At 67.3% G+C, this 17,843-nt stretch carries 20 protein-coding genes; 7 read left to right on the plus strand and 13 right to left on the minus strand.

All coding sequences use genetic code 11. The features are described 5' to 3' along the window. Positions 1-47 precede the first annotated feature (47 nt). Positions 48-1,229 (plus strand): serine hydrolase domain-containing protein, encoded by a 1,182-nt coding sequence (locus SLQ31_RS28580; protein ID WP_319437564.1) that lies wholly within the window; start codon positions 48-50, stop codon positions 1,227-1,229. 54 nt (positions 1,230-1,283) lie between these two features. After that, positions 1,284-2,135, plus strand: a complete 852-nt coding sequence (locus tag SLQ31_RS28585) for a DUF1542 domain-containing protein (protein ID WP_319437565.1) — start codon at positions 1,284-1,286, stop codon at positions 2,133-2,135. Here SLQ31_RS28585 and SLQ31_RS28590 read toward each other — a convergent pair. The 3 genes from SLQ31_RS28590 to SLQ31_RS28600 are packed head-to-tail and all read right to left on the minus strand — an operon-like array spanning position 2,132 to position 5,142. Then, on the minus strand, positions 2,132-3,820 hold the full coding sequence (locus SLQ31_RS28590; protein WP_319437566.1) for a sodium:proton antiporter: 1,689 nt from the start codon (positions 3,818-3,820) through the stop codon (positions 2,132-2,134). The genes SLQ31_RS28585 and SLQ31_RS28590 overlap by 4 nt on opposite strands. 47 nt (positions 3,821-3,867) lie before the next feature. Beyond that, on the minus strand, positions 3,868-4,659 hold the full coding sequence (locus SLQ31_RS28595) for an Fpg/Nei family DNA glycosylase (protein WP_319437567.1): 792 nt from the start codon (positions 4,657-4,659) through the stop codon (positions 3,868-3,870). 3 nt (positions 4,660-4,662) lie between these two features. After that, positions 4,663-5,142, minus strand: coding sequence for a ribose-5-phosphate isomerase (locus tag SLQ31_RS28600; RefSeq protein ID WP_319437568.1), 480 nt, complete (start codon positions 5,140-5,142; stop codon positions 4,663-4,665). A gap of 201 nt (positions 5,143-5,343) precedes the next feature. On the opposite strand from SLQ31_RS28600, the gene SLQ31_RS28605 reads away from it, so the two are divergent. Beyond that, a complete protein-coding gene (locus SLQ31_RS28605; RefSeq protein WP_319437569.1) occupies positions 5,344-5,592 on the plus strand; it encodes a hypothetical protein in 249 nt (82 codons plus the stop codon). Between the two features lie 45 nt (positions 5,593-5,637). Here SLQ31_RS28605 and SLQ31_RS28610 read toward each other — a convergent pair whose 3' ends face one another. The 6 genes from SLQ31_RS28610 to SLQ31_RS28635 form a co-directional block, all read right to left on the minus strand. Continuing rightward, on the minus strand, positions 5,638-6,591 hold the full coding sequence (locus SLQ31_RS28610) for an isopenicillin N synthase family dioxygenase (protein WP_319437570.1): 954 nt from the start codon (positions 6,589-6,591) through the stop codon (positions 5,638-5,640). Next, positions 6,588-7,034, minus strand: coding sequence for a nucleoside deaminase (locus SLQ31_RS28615; RefSeq protein WP_319437571.1), 447 nt, complete (start codon positions 7,032-7,034; stop codon positions 6,588-6,590). Before SLQ31_RS28615 ends, SLQ31_RS28610 begins: the two co-directional genes overlap by 4 nt. Further along, the gene (locus tag SLQ31_RS28620; RefSeq protein ID WP_319437572.1) at positions 7,031-8,440 is read right to left on the minus strand and encodes a purine-cytosine permease family protein; all 1,410 of its coding nucleotides are present in this window, start codon (positions 8,438-8,440) and stop codon (positions 7,031-7,033) included. Before SLQ31_RS28620 ends, SLQ31_RS28615 begins: the two co-directional genes overlap by 4 nt. A gap of 49 nt (positions 8,441-8,489) precedes the next feature. Beyond that, positions 8,490-9,098, minus strand: a complete 609-nt coding sequence (locus tag SLQ31_RS28625; RefSeq protein ID WP_319437573.1) for a DsbA family protein — start codon at positions 9,096-9,098, stop codon at positions 8,490-8,492. A 67-nt stretch (positions 9,099-9,165) separates the two neighbouring features. Next, positions 9,166-9,447, minus strand: a complete 282-nt coding sequence (locus SLQ31_RS28630) for a hypothetical protein (RefSeq protein ID WP_319437574.1) — start codon at positions 9,445-9,447, stop codon at positions 9,166-9,168. Continuing rightward, complete coding sequence (locus SLQ31_RS28635) at positions 9,444-10,655, minus strand: inorganic phosphate transporter (RefSeq protein WP_319437575.1); 1,212 nt, start codon at positions 10,653-10,655, stop codon at positions 9,444-9,446. The genes SLQ31_RS28630 and SLQ31_RS28635 overlap by 4 nt, the downstream gene beginning before the upstream one ends. A gap of 34 nt (positions 10,656-10,689) precedes the next feature. On the opposite strand from SLQ31_RS28635, the gene pepN reads away from it, so the two are divergent. Together pepN and SLQ31_RS28645 are read left to right on the plus strand one after the other, a co-directional pair. Continuing rightward, positions 10,690-13,260 (plus strand): aminopeptidase N, encoded by a 2,571-nt coding sequence (pepN, locus tag SLQ31_RS28640; protein WP_319437576.1) that lies wholly within the window; start codon positions 10,690-10,692, stop codon positions 13,258-13,260. Positions 13,261-13,283: 23 nt separating this feature from the next. Then, positions 13,284-13,631 carry an HNH endonuclease signature motif containing protein gene (locus SLQ31_RS28645; protein WP_319437577.1) on the plus strand — a complete coding sequence of 116 codons (348 nt, stop codon included), beginning with the start codon at positions 13,284-13,286 and terminating at the stop codon, positions 13,629-13,631. 48 nt (positions 13,632-13,679) lie between these two features. On the opposite strand, the gene SLQ31_RS28650 is transcribed toward SLQ31_RS28645, so the two are convergent. Genes SLQ31_RS28650 through SLQ31_RS28660 form a run of 3 tightly spaced genes read right to left on the minus strand, consistent with a single transcriptional unit; the run spans position 13,680 to position 15,034 of the window. Then, complete coding sequence (locus SLQ31_RS28650) at positions 13,680-14,156, minus strand: DUF5130 domain-containing protein (protein ID WP_319437578.1); 477 nt, start codon at positions 14,154-14,156, stop codon at positions 13,680-13,682. After that, entirely contained in the window at positions 14,143-14,382 is a 240-nt protein-coding gene (locus SLQ31_RS28655; protein ID WP_319437579.1) for a hypothetical protein, read from the minus strand. Before SLQ31_RS28655 ends, SLQ31_RS28650 begins: the two co-directional genes overlap by 14 nt. A 19-nt stretch (positions 14,383-14,401) precedes the next feature. Then, entirely contained in the window at positions 14,402-15,034 is a 633-nt protein-coding gene (locus tag SLQ31_RS28660; RefSeq protein ID WP_319437580.1) for an HNH endonuclease, read from the minus strand. Positions 15,035-15,164: 130 nt separating this feature from the next. Between SLQ31_RS28660 and SLQ31_RS28665 the strand changes: the two genes are divergently transcribed. Together SLQ31_RS28665 and SLQ31_RS28670 are read left to right on the plus strand one after the other, a co-directional pair. Further along, positions 15,165-15,575 (plus strand): globin, encoded by a 411-nt coding sequence (locus SLQ31_RS28665; protein ID WP_319437581.1) that lies wholly within the window; start codon positions 15,165-15,167, stop codon positions 15,573-15,575. Between the two features lie 8 nt (positions 15,576-15,583). After that, on the plus strand, positions 15,584-17,161 hold the full coding sequence (locus tag SLQ31_RS28670) for a glycoside hydrolase family 13 protein (RefSeq protein WP_319437582.1): 1,578 nt from the start codon (positions 15,584-15,586) through the stop codon (positions 17,159-17,161). Here the strand turns inward: SLQ31_RS28670 and SLQ31_RS28675 are convergent. Continuing rightward, positions 17,158-17,838 (minus strand): DUF1345 domain-containing protein, encoded by a 681-nt coding sequence (locus tag SLQ31_RS28675; protein WP_319437583.1) that lies wholly within the window; start codon positions 17,836-17,838, stop codon positions 17,158-17,160. The genes SLQ31_RS28670 and SLQ31_RS28675 overlap by 4 nt on opposite strands. Positions 17,839-17,843 lie beyond the last annotated feature (5 nt).

The following is a 17,843-nucleotide window of genomic DNA, read 5'->3' on the forward strand; positions in this document are numbered from 1 at the left end:
ATTCCCGGCGGCCTGCCCCCAGTTGGGACCGTCGGTCAGGAGGCGCGGTGAGCGACCAGATCCCTATCGACGGTGCGTGCACCGCGGGTTTTGGCGCGGTTCGCGACGCCTTCGAGAAGAACTTCACCGATCGCGACGAAGTCGGCGCCGCCGTCGCGGTCTGGGTCGACGGGGATCTGGTGGTCAACCTGTGGGGCGGCTATGCCGATGCCCGCCGCCGGCGGCGGTGGCGGCAGAACACCCTGGCCAGCGTCTTCTCCGCGACCAAAGGCCTGACGAGCACCTGCGTGCACCTGCTCGCCGACCGCGGCGAGATCGACCTGTATGCCCCGGTCGCGCAGTACTGGCCGGAGTTCGCCCAGAACGGAAAACAGGACATCACGGTCGCCTCGGTGCTCGGGCATCGTTCCGGGGTGATCGGCCCCCGCACCCGCCTGCATTGGCAGGACACCACCGACTGGGATCGCGTGTGCGCCGATCTGGCCGCTGCCGAGCCGTGGTGGCCGCCGGGGACTGCGCAGGGCTACCACATGGTGACCTTCGGTTTCATCCTCGGCGAGGTCGTGCGCCGCGTGACCGGACGCACCATCGGCCAATACCTGCGGACCGAGATCGCCGAGCCGATGGGCATCGACGTGCACATCGGTTTGCCTGTCGCCGAACACAATCGGTGCGCGGAGATGGTCAACAAGCCGCACATCCGCGACGTCCTTGCCAACGGTCAGGCGCCGGGGCATCCGACGTCGCTCGATGACCATCCGATGGCCGGCATGTCGGTCGCGATGGGCTTCGTCCCCGACGACGAACTCGGGTCCAACGAACTCACGCGGTGGCGCCGCAGCGAGTTCCCGGCCACGAACGGTCATGTCTCGGCGCTGGGTCTGGCCACCTTCTACAACGGGCTGGCGCAGGAGAAGCTGCTCAGCCGCGAACATCTGGAATCGGTGCGTGTCTCGCAAGGCGGCTTCGACGACGACGTGGTGCTCGGTGCCCGAGTCGCCGACCACGGCTGGGGCCTTGGCTACATGCTCAACCAGCGCGGGGTTGCCGGGCCGAACCTACGTAGCTTCGGCCACGGCGGATCCGGTGGCTCGTACGGGTTCGTCGACCTCGAACACCGCATCGGCTACGCCTACGTCATGAACTACTTCGACGCCACCAAGTGCAATGCCGACCCGCGCAGCACCGCTTTGAGCGACGCGGTCTACCGCGCGCTCGGCGTGCTCTGACAAGCAAATTCTCGTTCTGCGGAGCAGTCTCACAGGATCGGTACTGTGGACGCCATGAACGGTGTGCTCGTAGTGCTCATCCTCGTCGTGGTCGTGGCGATCGTGCTGGCGGTGATGAGTTCGTCGCGGAACTCGGGCAACCGCAACGCCGCAACCCTGGCCGACGCCAAAGCTGACGCACGGCGGCTGATCGAACGTCTCGGCGGCCAGGTGCTCAACCTGTCCGGGAACAACGACGCCTCCAACCAGGCGCTGGCCGACGCCTCGGAGCGGTTCACCGCCGCGTCGTCGCAGATCGACCAGGCCACCACCGCCAAGCAGGCCATGCTGGCCAAGGAAAGCGCGATCGAGGGGCTGTACTACGTGCGCGCCGCGCGCACCGCGATGGGCATGGATCCCGGCCCGGAGCTGGAAACGATCTCCGGCCAGAAGTCCGCGGGTTCCGTCACCGAGGACCGCAAGGTTGCGTTCGAGGGCCGCGAGATCGAAGCCTCCCCGACACCCAGCCAGCGCACCCCGAACTACTACCCCGGTGGCCAGGTCGCCGGGCGCCCGGTCCCGGCCGGCTGGTACTCCGAGCCGTGGTGGAAGACGGCACTGGTCGCCGGCGCCTGGGGCGTGGGTTCGGTACTGCTCTTTGACGCGTTGTTCTCCGGCATGGGCGGCGTCGGCTACGGCGCCTCGGGCTTCGAGAACGGCTACGGCCAGGGCTTCGACCAGGGTTATGACCAGGGTATGGACGCCGGCGGCCAGGACGCCGGCTGGGGCGGCGGCGATGGTGGCGGCGGCTGGTCCGGCGACGGCGGCGGCTGGGGTAGCGACGGCGGCGGCCTTGGTGACAGCGGCGGCTGGGGTGGTGGCGACTTCGGCGGGGGCGATTTCGGCGGCGGGTTCGGCGACTTTTAGAGCCGACTGTCCATCCGGGCCGTCACACTGGCCTCCTGCAAATCCAGGCGCCCGAGCATGGCGCGCACGGCCTCGTCGTCGATCTCACCGGCGTCGCGCTCCCTGATCAGTGCGCCCCGCTGGGCGGCCAGTACCTCGCGATACAAGGTCGAGAACACTTCGGCGCGCAGGTCGTGCTCCTCGGGATCGGGCATTTCATCAGCGTCCTTGGAGTGCCGCGCGATCCAGTTACGAATGTCGGTCAGCACGTGCGGGTCGAGCCCGTCGGGCGGATTCGCCTCGAACCAGGCGAGCACCTTGTCGGCCGCGGCGTGGACGGCGCTCTCGGCCTTGATGGTTTCCTCCCGGTCGTAGGCGCGGTCGTCCTCCTGCGACGACAGCTTCAGCCTGCGGATCAGCGGGGGCAGCGTCGCCCCTTGCAGCAGCAGCGTGCCGACGGCCACCACGAACGCGATCGCCTGAATGGTGGCGCGCTCCGGAAACGGTTCACCATTGGCGATGGTCGGCGGGATACCGGCCGCCGCGGCCAGGGTCACCACGCCACGCATCCCGGTCCACGACACCACCACGTTCTCCTGCCAGGTCAACGAGGTGTGGTCAATCATCGAGCGCCACTTCCCTTTTGGCCGGGTTCGTTTGCGACCACCGAGCGCTCCCCGGCCGCCTTCTGGAATCGGCACGCTCAGTTTGCGGTCGACGTGACGGGATAGCACACCACGACCGAACATCACGAACACCGACAGCGGACGGATCACCAGCACGATCGCCAGCACCACCGCCGCGGCGATGCCGACCTCCACCAGGGACTCATGGGCGTCGCGCAGGTCTTCCAGCACGAACCGCAGATGCAGACCGATGTAGGCGAACACGAACGCCTCAAGCAGCACGTCGACGGAGTGCCAGACGTACCGCTCCTGCAGCCGGGTCTGGTAGCCCGCGCTCAGCGTTCCGCTGCCGATGACGAACCCGGCGGCCACCACGGCCAGCACGCCCGAAGCGTGAAACCGTTCGGCGATGAGGTAGGCGGCGAACGGCACCACCAGGCCCTGGATCGTCTCCAGGCTCGCATTGTTCAACCGATTGCGGATCCACAACGTGACGTAGCCGAGCGCGACGCCGACCACCGGACCGAGTACCGCGCTGTAGCCGAACAGCAGCAGCGGGTTGTCGATGAAGATGTGAGTGCCGGCGACCTGGGCGACCGCGATCGAGAACAACGCCAACGCGGCGGCATCGTTGATCAGGCTCTCGCCGGTCAGGATCGTCATCACCCGCTTGGGCAGGCCCAGTTTGCGACCGACGGCGACGGCGGTGACGGCATCGGGCGGCGCGACGATGGCGCCAAGGACCAGCGCGGTGGCGAAGGTCAGCGGCACGACCACCAGCCACGCGGAGACCGCGGCGACAGTGAAGGCAGTGACCACCACGAGGGCCACCCCGAGGCCGAGGATCGGCTTGATGTTGCGCATGAACGCCGGGAACGAGAAGTCCAGCGCCGCCGAGTAGAGCAGCGGCGGCAACACCACGCTGAGCAGGACATGGGAGTCCAGTTCAGGTGCGGTGAATCCCGGCAGGAACGACGCGGCGATGCCGACGAGGACGATCATCAAAGCGGGCTCCAGGCCACGCTGCCTTGCCATCGCCGCCACAGCGATGGCACCGACGACGACGAGAATCAGTTCCATTCAGGCATTCTCGCGGGTGGCGCCCGACTGCGCTCAACGTTGAGGGTTCACACCTGGCAGGTGGGACACCAGAAGACGTTGCGGCCCTCCAGCACGGCCGTCCGAACCGGGGTGCCGCAGACCCGGCACGGGTCACCGGCCCGCCGGTAAACGTAGGTGCGCGGCCGGTTCGGTGCATACGACGGCGCGCCGTGGTCATGTTCGGGTGCCACGACCACGATCTTGCCGGTGCGCACACCCACCTTCATCAAGGCGACCAGGTCGCTCCAGGCCTCGGTGAATTCCGACTCACTGATGTCGCGACCGAGCCGGTAGGGGTCGATGTGGTGCCGAAACAACAACTCGCTGCGGTACACATTGCCCACGCCGGCGATCACACTCTGGTCCATCAGGAGTGCGCCGATAGTCTTGCGGGACTTGGAGATTCGCGCCCACGGTAGCGCCGGGTCGGCATCTCGCCGCAACGGATCGGGCCCGAGCCTTGCCACGATCCCCGAGACCTGGGCCTCGTCGACCACGTCACAGGCGGTCGGGCCACGCAGGTCGGTACCGTACTCGGCGCCGACGACCCTCATCCGCACCTGACCGACGGGCAGCGGCATCGGCACTGGCGCCTCGGTGAACGTGCCGTACAACCCCAGATGGATGTGCACGATCGAGCCACCGTCGTAGTGGTGGAACAGGTGCTTGCCCCAGACCGTTGCGCGGGTGAACAACCGGCCGTTGAGGTTAGCCGCGTCGGCGAACCGGCCCTGCGGACTCGACACGGCGACCGGGGCACCGGCGAAGCGGCGCTGATGCAGCCGGGCCAGCCGGTGCAGGGTATGGCCTTCCGGCACTGGTCAGGCCGGGGCGCCGGGCACCGGCGGCGGCACGTGGGTGCGCTCGTACTCGTCGAGGATGTCGATACGCCGTTGGTGGCGTTCGGCTTTCGACCACGGGGTGCTCACGAACGCGTCGACGAAACTCAGCGCATCCTCAACCGGGTGCATGCGGCCGCCGATGCCGATCACTTGAGCGTTGTTGTGCTCGCGGGCCAGTGACGCGGTCTCCACGCTCCACGCCAGCGCGCAGCGGATGCCGGGCACCTTGTTGGCGGCGATCTGCTCCCCGTTGCCGGAGCCGCCGATCACGATGCCGAGGCTGTCGGGGTCGGCCAGCGTCCTGGTCGCCGCGGCGATGCAGAACGCCGGGTAATCGTCCTCGGCGTCGTAGGTGTACGCGCCACAGTCGATCGGCTCGTGACCACCCTTTGTCAGGTGCTCGATGATGGCTTGCTTGAGTTCGTATCCGGCATGGTCTGAGCCGAGGTAGACACGCATGGCGGTAACCCTAACGTGTCCAGAGCCGACGCTGTCCGACTCCGAATTTGTTGGGATCGCGTAGGTTGTCGCCTTCGACCCCCTGCCCTAACGGGGCAAGACCTTTCCCGCTTCCGTGCCATGTCGGGAGTCCTGATCAATGGGCCGCGGAGCGTTATTATCCGGTCGACAAATTGATTCGACTGGACAGGGCGGGATGACATGAAGAGGGCGATCGCGGCGGCGGCACTGGCGTTCGGGGGCTTGATGGGCGCAGCGGGAACGGCCAACGCCACTGACTACCTGGAGACCGACTCCAACGGGGCCCCGTGGTTCTGGGCCACCGAGGCCCAGTGCACGTCGGACGCCCCAATCGTCTGGAACGATCCGAGCTTCGACCGCGCCTACCCGTACTGGTTCTGCGGCCCGGGCGACGGCGGCTGGTACCTGTTCAGCACCGACGCTCGGTAGGCAGGTCCGCCGCGGGCCGACCTCGATGACGTGCCGAGCGAGGCCCTAGCCCACAGTGATGGCGTCGAGCCGTTCCTTGATAAACGCTGAGGACGTCACCGGCGTCAGTCCGGCCACCCGCCCGATCGGCGGTGCCAGCGGAGTGACCAGTGCGTCGTGGTTGGCCTCGTAGAAGTAGATCAGCGAGATCAGGTCCTCCTCGGGGGCATGCGGCTGCGGGGGCAGCACCCGATGCCGGCCCGACGGCCAGCGCCGTCCGCTCCAGTACTCGAGGAGGTCGCCGATGTTGATCGTCAGCGCCGCGGGATCGTACGGGGCGTCGGCCCAGCCGTCGGACTCGGAAAACACTTGCAGCCCACCAGCTCCGGGCTCACGATCCAGAATCGTCACGGTGCCGAAATCGGTGTGCGGCCCGATCCGGAACTGCCCGGGCTCGGGCTCCCCCACGACGCTGACCGGCGGGTAGTGGTTGATGTTCATGGTCCAAGTGGGCCGGTCGGCCAGGGCGGCGAACGGGTTGTCCGTCAGCCGCAGCGCGTGGGCCATCAACGCCAGCAGGTCGTCGGCCAGCCGATGCATGGCCGCGGTGTAGTCATTCACCAACGACTGCAGCTCGGCTACCTCAGCCGGCCAGACGTTGGGCGCGAACCAGATCCGGTCGACCTCGGGATCGCCGACGGCGGTTTCGGCGCCCAGGCTGTAACTCTCCTTGAGGTCGGGCGGTGTCTCGGTGCCCTCGGCGTAGGCATTGGCCTCAGCGCCTGGCGCGATCCAGCCATGGCCACCGACCGCCACCGAATACCGCCGCTTGACGTCGTCGGGCAGGCTGAAGAACTTTCGTGACGCGGCCCGCACCCCGGCGGCCAGCCCTGGGTCGACGCCGTGGCCGGTGACGAGGATGAAGCCGGACTCCTGTAACCCCTCGTCGAGTTCGGCGGCGACGGCGTCGGCCTGCGCTCCCCCGGCGTGCCAGCGGGAGATGTCGACTCCTGTGATCACTCCGCCACTCCGATGTCCTCATTCCACAGGTGCGGTTTGTCGGTGATGAACTGGTGGAGCATGTCGTAGCAGCGGTCGTCGTCGAGCACGGTGATCTTCAAACCGTGCTCGGCGAGCTCGGGGTGGCCCCACACGGCGTTGCGCGCCTCGCCGATCACCACCGCCCCGATGTTGAACTGGCGGAGCAGGCCGCAGCAATACCAGCACGGCGACAGTGTGGTGGCCATGATCGTCGAGCGATAGTCCGTCTGTCGCCCGGCGTTGCGGAAGGCGGTGGTCTCGGCGTGGAGCGACGCGTCGTCGTCCTGAACGCGACGGTTGTGGCCGCTGCCCAACAGCACCCCGTCGGCGCTGAACAGCGCAGCCCCGATCGGAATTCCACCTTCCGCCAGGCCTTTTCGAGCCTCTTCGTAGGCGACGTCGAGCATGTCTTGGGGTGTCATGCCGCGGCGCGCTCCGCGGCTATCTTCGATCGGCACAGCACAAGATAACTCGCGCCGGCGATCAGGAAGCCCACGAAGAACGTGATGTCGCCGAGTTGCGGCAGCGACCTGGCGATGTAGCCGACGAACTTCTCCTGGTTGGAAAACAGCAGCACCGAGACCACCAAGCCGACGGCGAACGAGGCGAATCCGGGCCAGTTGGTATAGCTGCGGTCATAGAGGAACCCGGCGAACGACTGGCCTCGGCGGAGATACTGGTCGGCGAACACCACTCCCAGCCACGGCCCGATCCAGTAGGCGATGATCAGCAGGAAGGCCTCGTAGCTGGCGGCCGCGTCGGCCAGTGCCCACCAGGCGATCAGGAAGCCCGCGACGCCGAAGAACGCCGTCACAAGGGCGCGGGCGATGTGGGGCGGCAGCTTGACGCCGATGGTGACGAAAGCCATTGCCCCGGAATAGATGTTGATCGCGTTGGCCGCGATGGCACCCACCGCGATGGCCAGCAACGTCGCCTTGGCCAGCGGCGAGGACAGCTCGCTGGTGAACGCCTCGGTGGGGTTATCGGACAGCGCCGGCCCGATGGTCACCGATGCGGCACCGACGATCTCGAGGATCGCGCAGGACAGGAACAGGCCCGTCGAGGCGAACAGGCCGGTGCGGGCGGTCGACACCGTAGCCGGCAGATACCGGGTGAAGTCGGCGGCGTAGGGCGTCCAGCCCGCGGCGTAGCCGAACGCGGTGCCGACGGTCAGCAGGAAACCACCAAGGCCCCCGACACCCCCGTCGACCGCGGGTGCGTCGAAGTGCGATTTGGTCAGGATCACCACTGAGGCGACGGCGAAGATCACCGCGAGCACCGGGAAGGACCAGCGTTCGAAGGCCTGGACCAGGTTATGGCCGAAGAACGCGAACGCGGTCTGAATGAGCACGATGATGACGAGCGCGGGCAGCGGACCGATGTGGAACAGGGTGGACAGCGCGAACGCACCGCTGACGCTGTTGGTGGCGAACCAGCCCACACCGGCGGTCACCGACATCAGGATCGACGGCACCGCATTGCCCTTGAAGCCGAAGGGCATGCGGCCCAGCACCATCTGCGGCACGCCGTGAAGCGGGCCGCGGGCAGACAGGAAGTAATGCGCGATCGCGCCCAGCCCGGTGCCGATCACGATGCCGGCGACGGCCTGCCAGAACGTCATCCCGTAGACGGCCACCGCGAGCACACCGACGAAGATCGTGGCGAACTCGAGGTTGGGTGACGTCCACGTCCAGAACAGCTGGCTCGGCTTCCCGTGCCGGTCTTCGTGCGCGATGAACTCGTTGCCACCAGGTTCGACGGCCACCAGCTTGTCGCGGTAGGTGCCGTCGGATTGCACGCTCGGCTCTGCCGGGTCAGCCACTGTCATGGACTAAAGGTTGTACCTGGCGAGCCGGCGCGCAACCGGAAGGCGACGATTAGTCGAACTGAGGCGCTTCGGTGCGCGACCTCTTCAGCTCCCAGAAGTGCGGGTACGACGCAAATGTCACCGAGGCGTCCCACAGCTTTCCGGCTTCCTCGCCGCGCGGGATCCTGGAGAGCACCGGGCCGAAGAAGGCCACTCCGTTGATGTGGATGGTCGGCGTTCCGACGTCCTCGCCGACAGCGTCCATGCCCTCGTGGTGGCTCTTGCGCAGGGCGTCGTCGTACTTGTCGGTGGTGGCGGCCTCGGCGAGTTCGGCGGGCAGGCCCACCTCCGCCAGCGACTCCTTGATCACGACGTCGAAGTCCTTGATGCCCTGATCGTGGATGCGGGTGCCCATCGCGGTGTAGAGCGGCGCGAGGACCTCGCGGCCGTGGGCCTGCTCGGCGGCGATGGCAACCCGGACCGGGCCCCATGCCCGCTTCAGCCCTTCCCGGTACTCCTCGGGCAGGTCACGGCCCTCGTTGAGGACGGCCAGACTCATCACCCGGAAGTCGACGTCGATATCGCGCACCTTCTCGACCTCGAGAATCCAGCGCGAGGTGATCCAACACCACGGGCACAGCGGGTCGAACCAGAAACCAGCGACGGATTTCTCGGACATGGGGCTCCTCCCAGCGACTGACGCAGACGTTCATCTCAACTCATGCCGACAGGACACTGTTCCCGCTTTACCGATGTTTGGCACCGAGGATGTACAAACCGGTGTGGTGGCCGATGAAATCCCGCGCGACGAACAGCACGCCGATGACCACGCCGATGACCACCAGCGCGAACAGCACCCAACTCAGTGCGATCAGCATCGGGCTCCGGGTGGCGCCTGCGCCGTCGCCGGCTGACCCCAACGCGTGCAGTCGCGCGCCCACCGCGAACAACGTCGGTAGACCTGCCCCGACGAGCACGCCGAGGACGAGGATCTTCACGACGGCGGACACGTTGATCCAGGCCGTCATGACCCGCTCTTCTCGTGCTGCGCGCTGTCGGTCAACACATCGAGCGGGGTGGCCGACATCGCCGTCATGGTGTCGGTGCCCGCGGTGAGGCTGCCCTGCCAGTCGTTGCCGACGTTGGTGTGGTCGATCGGAATCTTGCGGGCTCGGCGCCAGATCAGCCCGGCCGCGGCGACCAGCAGGCCGAAGCCCACCAGCGTGCCGACCAGGCCGCCGATGGTGTGGACGATGGCGTACGTGAGGGCCCCGACCAGGCCGGCGGCGGGCAACGTGATGAGCCACGCGACGGCCATCGTGCGGGCCACGCTCCAGCGCACGTCGGCGCCGGACTTGCCCAGACCGCTGCCCAGGATCGAGCCGGTGGCGACATGCGTCGTCGACAACGCGTAGCCGAAATTGCTCGACAGCAGAATGATTGCTGCCGAAGAGCATTCGGCCGCGACACCCTGCGGCGGCGAGATGTCGACCAAGCCCTTGCCCAGGGTGCGGATCACCCGCCAACCGCCGGCGTAGGTGCCCAGCGCGATCGCCACCGCACAGGCCACGACGACCCACAGTGGCGGCATCGTGTCCGAGGTACTTGCCGAGCCGTAAGAGATCAACGCCAGGAAGATCACGCCCATCGTCTTCTGGGCGTCGTTGGTGCCGTGCGCGAGCGACAACAGCGATGCCGAGCCGATCTGGCCGTAGCGGAACGTGGTGTGGACGCGGTCCTCCGGCAACCCCCGGATGAGTCGGTAGACCAGCGAGGTGCCGATGGTCGCCACCAGACCGGCGATCAACGGAGCCAGTACGGCCGGGACGATGACGGTGGACACCAGCCCTCGCCAGATGACGCCGTGGGTGCCGACGGCGGCGATCATCGCGCCGACGATGCCGCCGATCAACGCATGCGACGAGCTGGACGGAATGCCCAGCAGCCAGGTCGCCAAATTCCACACGATGCCACCGACCAGACCGGCGAACACCAGCTCCAGCGTCACCAGGTGCGCGTCGACCAGTCCCTTGGCGATCGTCGCGGCGACCGCCGTCGACAGGAACGCGCCGACCAGGTTCAGCACCGCCGACAACGCCACCGCGGTCTTGGGCTTGAGCGCCCCGCTGGCGATCGACGTTGCCATGGCATTCGCGGTGTCGTGGAAGCCGTTGGTGAAGTCGAACGCGAGCGCGGTGATGATCACCACGCTCACCACGATTAGATCGAGTGGCACGGCCAGCGATGCTACCGATAGGTAATGTTCAACCGTGGCACTTCCCAACTTGACCCGTGATGAGGCCATCGAGCGCGCCGCTCTGGTCACCGTCGGTAACTACCGAATCGTTCTCGATCTGACCTCTGGAGAACAGGCATTTCGGTCCACCACGACCGTCGAATTCGAGGCGTTACCGGGCGCCGACACCTACATCGACCTGGCCGCCGACACGGTGCACAGCGCCGTCCTCAACGGCGTCGAGATCGACGTGTCCTCCTACGACGAGTCCACCGGCATCCCACTGCAGGGGCTGGCCGAGAACAACGTCCTCGTGGTCGACGCCGACTGCCGCTACTCCAACACCGGTGAAGGTCTGCACCGCTTCGTCGACCCCGTCGACGGCGAGGTCTACCTGTACTCGCAATTCGAAACCGCCGACGCCAAGCGGATGTTCGCGTGCTTCGACCAGCCCGACCTCAAGGCGACGTTCGACGTGACAGTCACTGCTCCGTCGCACTGGCAGGTGATCTCCAACGGCGCGACCACCGCGGCCGAGGAGGACGGCAAGGTGAAGGTGCACACCTTCGCGACCACCCCGCGGATGAGCACCTATCTGGTGGCACTCATCGCCGGACCGTACGCCCGCTGGGACGACGTCTACGCCGACGAGCACGGAGAGATCCCGCTTGGCCTGTTCTGCCGCTCCTCGCTGGCGGAGTACATGGACGCCGAGCGGTTGTTCACCGAGACCAAGCAGGGCTTCGGGTTCTATCACCGCAACTTCGGTGTGCCGTATGCGTTCGGCAAGTACGACCAGTTGTTCGTGCCCGAATTCAACGCCGGCGCAATGGAAAACGCCGGCGCGGTGACCTTCCTGGAGGACTACGTCTTCCGGTCCAAGGTCACCCGGTACAGCTACGAGCGCCGGGCCGAGACGGTGCTGCACGAGATGGCGCACATGTGGTTCGGCGACCTGGTGACGATGACCTGGTGGGACGACCTGTGGCTCAACGAGTCGTTCGCGACGTTCGCCTCGGTGCTCTGCCAGGCCGAGGCCACCGAGTACGACCAGGCGTGGACCACGTTCGCGAACGTGGAGAAGTCCTGGGCCTACCGCCAGGACCAGCTGCCGTCGACCCATCCGGTCGCCGCTGACATCCCCGACCTGCACGCCGTCGAGGTCAACTTCGACGGCATCACCTATGCCAAGGGCGCCAGCGTGCTCAAGCAGCTCGTCGCCTACGTCGGGCTTGAGCAGTTCCTGGCCGGGCTGCGCGACTACTTCGCCGCGCACGCCTTCGCCAACGCGACGTTCGGCGACCTGTTGGGCGCATTGGAGAAGGCCTCGGGCCGCGACCTGTCCGACTGGGGGCAGCAGTGGCTCAAGACCACCGGGCTGAACACGCTGCGGGCCGACTTCGACGTCGACGCCGAGGGCCGCTTCACCCGGTTTGCGATCGCCCAGGGCGGTGCGGCGCCCGGCGCCGGCGAGACCCGCGTGCACCGGCTCGCGGTCGGCATCTACGACGACGACCCGACGACGGGCAAGCTGGTGCGGGTACGCCGCGAGGAACTCGACGTGTCCGGTCCGCTCACCGAAGTTCCTGCGCTGCAGGGAGTTTCGCGCGGCAAGCTGATTCTGGTCAACGACGACGACCTGACCTACTGCTCGCTGCGGCTGGACGAGGTGTCATTGCAGACCGCGCTGAGCCGCATCGCCGACATCGAGGAGCCACTGCCCCGCACGCTGGTGTGGTCGGCGGCTTGGGAGATGACCCGCGACGCCGAGCTGACGGCGCGCGACTTCGTGGCGTTGGTGATGAGCGGCGTCCAGGCCGAGTCCGAGGTCGGGGTGGCCCAGCGGCTGCTGTTGCAGGCGCAGACCGCGCTGAATTCCTACGCCGACCCGGCGTGGGCCTGCGCCAACGGCTGGCCGGCCTTCGCGGATCGGCTGCTGGACCTGGCGCGCGAGTCGGCCCCGGGTTCGGATCACCAGCTCGCGTTCGTCAACGCGCTGTGCACGTCGGTGCTGCAGCTGCATCACGTCGCGGTGCTGGCGACGCTGCTGGACAACGAGCCTGCCGAAGTGAACCTGCCGGGCCTGGAGATCGACACCGATCTGCGCTGGCGCATCGTTACGGCGCTGGCGGCCTCCGGTGACATCGACGGCGACGGGGTCGAGAGCCCGTTCATCGACGCTGAGGCGCAGCGCGATCCGACCGCAGCCGGTCGCCGCCATGCCGCCGCCGCCGCGGCGGCCCGCCCGCAGCTCGCGGTCAAAGAGGCCGCGTGGCAGCAGGTGATCGAGGACGACACGCTGGCGAACATCACCGCGCGGTCGATCATCGGCGGGTTCGCGCCGGCCGGGCAGGCCGCGCTGCTGCAGCCGTTCACCGATCGCTATTTCGCGGCCATCCCCGGAGTCTGGGAGCGCCGGTCCAGCGAGGTGGCTCAGACCGTGGTGATCGGCCTGTTCCCGTCGTGGGGCATCAGCGAGGAGGCGCTGGCGGCTGCCGACACGTTCCTCGGCGGGGACCTGCCGTCGGCGCTGCGCAGGCTGGTCCTCGAGGGCCGGGCGGGTACCGAACGCTCGCTGAAAGCGCGCGCCTTCGACGCAAGCTAGCCTCGCGCTGCCAAAATCACGCCATGGCAGCCCCCAACAGTCGGCGCGCCCGCGCGGCACGCAGGCGCACCAGGCGCGTCAAGGCAGTGGTCAACGATCTGACCGAGGCGCAGTGGGCGGCAATCAAAGCCGCCTGGAACGGCTGCGCCTACTGCGGCGCAACGGGTAAGCCCTTGCAGCGGGACTGCGTGATGGCGATATCCCGCGGGGGCAGGTACACGATCGACAACGTGGTGCCCGCGTGCGGAGCGTGCAATGCGAGCAAGTGCAATGACGAAGTCACGGGGTGGCTGCGCCGCAAGCGGCTCGATGAACGCGGCTTCCTAGAGCGCTACGTCCAGATTCGTGCGGAGTTGCTCACGTCTCCGTGATTTCGGCGCGTTTTCGTTCGCTGCGCGAACGTTTCCGCGCCGAAATCGCTACGGGCGAGAGATCGCTGCCGACATCACCCGGATGGCACTGATCAGGCCGTCGATGAGGTTGCCCTCTTTGAACGCCGACGCCGCTGCCGACACCCCGAGCGGGGCAGCCGACTCAGCGCCGCGGCCACGCACGTCCGCGCCGTAAACAACCTCGATCGCCTTCTGGTTGGGCGACACGGCCAGCAGCACCGCGTTGTTCGGCGTGGGAACGTCGGCTAGGAGCTCGCGGGCCCGGGCCGCGGTGTCGCCGCCCAGATCGCCGATGTAGACGGCGAAGCGGGCCTTGGACTGCCGGCTGCCGTACTTCAGCGCGTCGTCCAGCTCGGCCAGTTGGCTGATTGGGAACGGGTAGTGCACCGACAGCTCGCCCGGCTCGGTGACACCCGAAACGCGTCCGCTGGTCGTCAGCGCGAAGCCGTACGGAAGGTCGGCCGGATCGATGGTCGCTACGGTCCCGTGCTCACCACTTGCCACTTGCTCCACCTCCCACAGTCACTTCGGCCGCGCCGTGACCGTGATGGCCACCGCCGGGAACCACCTCGTCGACGGCCGCCCACAGGATCGGAGCGTGCGTCCAAGGCTCGGACAATTTGTACGTCGGGGCGTGCTTGCCCTTGCCGGGAAAAACCAGCAGGGCGAGCACGGCCGCGAGGCCAAAGGGGATGCCCACGAACAGGCCGTGGATGACAGCAGCATTCACGAGGCAAACCGTAGCAGCCTCACGCCGCGCCCTCATCTAGGTAGCGCACCCAGGCCGGGTCGAGTTCCTTGATGGTGCACAGCAGCCGCCAGTGCTGGCCCTTGGGCGGCATCGGCACCAGCCGCAGCGTCCAGCCCAGCTCGCTCAGGAGTTTGTCGGCCTTGCGGTGATTGCACTGCGCACACGCGGCCACGCAGTTCTCCCACGAATGCTCACCGCCGCGGCTGCGCGGCACCACATGGTCCACGGTGTCGGCCTTGGAGCCGCAGTACCCGCACCGGAACCGGTCTCGGTGCATCAACGCGGCTCTGGTCATCGGGATACGCGCGCGGTAGGGCACCCGGACGAAGCTGCGCAGCCGGATCACCGACGGGACCACAATCGCGCGGGTAGCCGAATGGATCACGGGGCCGTTGGGGTCGTCGTGCACGACGTCCGCCTTACCGCACAGCAGCATGATCACCGCCCGGCGCATGGGGAGCGCCGTCAGCGGTTCGTAGGTTGAATTCAGTAACAACACCCGGCGACGTCCCCACACTGATCCGTCGGCCGGGCTGGGTATGTGAGGGTCGGAGTGCAGGCTTGAGCTCGGCAGGGACCCAATCGGGCCCCCCGCGGCGCGGTGACCGCGGTTCCGTTTGCGCTGAACCATTCGTCCTCCGGCAACCAGTCCACCACGGATCCGCCGCGATCGCACGACTATTTGCCCGGCGTTCCCAGGTCAAATCCGTGAACATCGGGTGACGTCGGCCGCGCCGGAAGCGGATGTACACAATGGTGGGGTGACGGAAACTCAGTCCAACGGGGATGGGCAATCGTTTTACGACGCGGTCGGCGGCGCTGAGACGTTCCGCAAGATCGTGTCCCGCTTCTACGAGCTGGTTCGAGAGGACGAAGTGCTGCTCCCGCTCTACCCGCCAGACGAGCTCGACGACGCCGAAGTCCGGCTGCGCATGTTCCTCGAGCAGTACTGGGGCGGCCCGCGCACCTACGGCGAGCAGCGCGGCCATCCCCGGCTCCGGATGCGTCACGCCCCGTTCCGGATCGGCTTCCTGGAACGTGACGCCTGGCTGCGGTGCATGCACACCGCGGTCGCCTCGATCGACTCGGCGACGCTCGATGACGAGCATCGCGGTGAGCTCCTGGCCTATCTCGAAATGGCCGCGCAATCGATGGTCAACTCCGCCTTCTGAGGACGCCTGTGACCCAACCTGCCGGCGCCCCGTGGTGGGCGAACGCGATTTTCTACCAGGTCTACCCACGCTCGTTCGCCGACAGCAACGGTGACGGCGTCGGCGACCTCGACGGCGTGACCGCCCACCTCGACCACCTGAGCTGGCTCGGCATCGACGCGATCTGGCTGAACCCGGTCATGGTGTCGCCGATGGCCGATCACGGCTACGACGTGGCCGACCCGCGCGACGTCGATCCCCTGTTCGGCGGCCTGGCGGCACTCGAGCGGCTGATCACCGAGGCGCACGCCCGCGGCATCCGGCTCACGATGGACCTGGTGCCCAACCACACCAGCTCTGCGCACGCCTGGTTTCAGGCGGCCCTGGCCGCCCCGCCGGGAAGCATTGAGCGAGAACGCTATATCTTCCGGGATGGCCTCGGAGCGAACGGCGAAATCCCACCCAACAACTGGGTATCGGTGTTCGGCGGGCCGGCCTGGACCCGGATCACCGAAGGCGACGGAACCCCCGGCCAGTGGTACCTGCACCTCTTCGACGCCGAGCAGCCAGACATCAACTGGGACAACCCCGAGGCGTTCGAGGATCTGGAGAAGACGCTGCGGTTCTGGCTCGACCGCGGTGTGGACGGCTTCCGTATCGACGTCGCACACGGCATGGCCAAGCCGCCAGGGCTACCGAACATGGCCAACCCTGACGTCGAAATGCTCACCCTCGACGATGACGATCCCCGGTTCAACCACGACGGGGTGCACGAGATCCACCGCGGCATCCGTTCCGTGCTCGACGACTACCCGGATGCCGTGACGATCGGCGAGATCTGGGTGTTCGAGAACGAGGACTTTGCGAAGTATCTGCGTCCCGACGAACTCCACATGGGGTTCAACTTTCGTTTGGTACGAGCCGAATTCGATGTCGCCAGCATCCACGGCGCGATCGAGAACGCACTGGCCGCGGCCGCCCTCGCCGACGCCAGCCCGACCTGGACGTTGTCCAACCACGACGTCGAACGTGAGGTCACCCGCTACGGCGGTGGCGCCACGGGGCTGGCCCAGGCCCGCGCCATCGCGATGGTGATGCTGGCGCTGCCGGGCGCGATGTTCCTCTACAACGGCGAAGAGCTCGGCCTGCCCAACGTCGATCTGCCCGACGAGGTTCTGCAGGACCCGGTCTGGGAGCGCTCCGGGCACACCGAACGCGGCCGCGACGGCTGCCGGGTGCCGCTGCCGTGGTCGGGCGACGCGCCCCCATACGGCTTCTCGTCGAACCCCGACACCTGGCTGCCGATGCCAGCCGAGTGGGCGCCGCTGACCGTCGAGCGTCAGCTGGCGGATCCGGATTCGACGCTGACGTTCTTCCGCACGATTCTGCAGTTGCGGCGCAACCGTTTTCACTTCACCGAATACGACGTCGAATGGCTGCAGCTGCGGGACGACGGACTGGCATTCCTGTCCGGCGGCGTGTTGTGTGTGCTGAACGCCGGGAGCACCCCGCTGCCGCTGCCGCCAGGTGAACTGCTCACCGCCAGTGCACCGTTGGTCGGCGGCGAGCTGGCGCCGGATTCAGCGGCGTGGATCGCGACGGGCTAGACGCCCGCAGCGATCAGATTCACCACCGAGGCGACGATGATCGCGCCGAACACGAACGACAGCAGTCCGTGCCCCAGCGCGGTGGCCCGCATTCTGGTCGAGGTCAGGTTGGTGTCGGAGATCGCAAAGCTCATCCCGACGGCGAAGCCGACGTAGAAGAAGTCCTTGAAACAAGGATGGTCTTCCTGCCCCGGCGGGCTATTGAAGTCGATCCCGCCGGGCGCGGCTTGCCTGGGATCGAAATAGTGCTTGGCATAGATGATCGCGTAGAGCGTGTGGATGGTCAGCCAAGACAGCACGACGCTGCCGACCGCCATCCAGCCCGCGCCGGAATCGTGCGGCACACCTGCGGAGGCTTCCTGACTCCGCCCCAGCAGAACCCAGACTCCCACCAAGCTGGCGGTCGCGCCGCCGAGTACCAATGCGGTGACGACCCACGGCAAGGGCTCCTCCTGGCCGGCGTGCCGCTGTGTCTCGTCAAAGTCGAACGGCCACAGGACCAGCCACGTCCAGCCGGTGAAGATGAGCGCCAGCGCCGTCCACCCGCCGAGCAGCGACAGCATTCCGTTGTGGTTCCACAGCACCGCCGTCACGACCGCGCCGACGGCTGCACCGACGGCGACGCGAGCCGCGGGCCGTTTCCAGAATGGCAGCTTGCCGGGCTTCACATCGGCCATGCGGG

The organism is Mycobacterium sp. RTGN5, assembly GCF_033804465.1.
Classification (GTDB): Bacteria; Actinomycetota; Actinomycetes; order Mycobacteriales; family Mycobacteriaceae; genus Mycobacterium.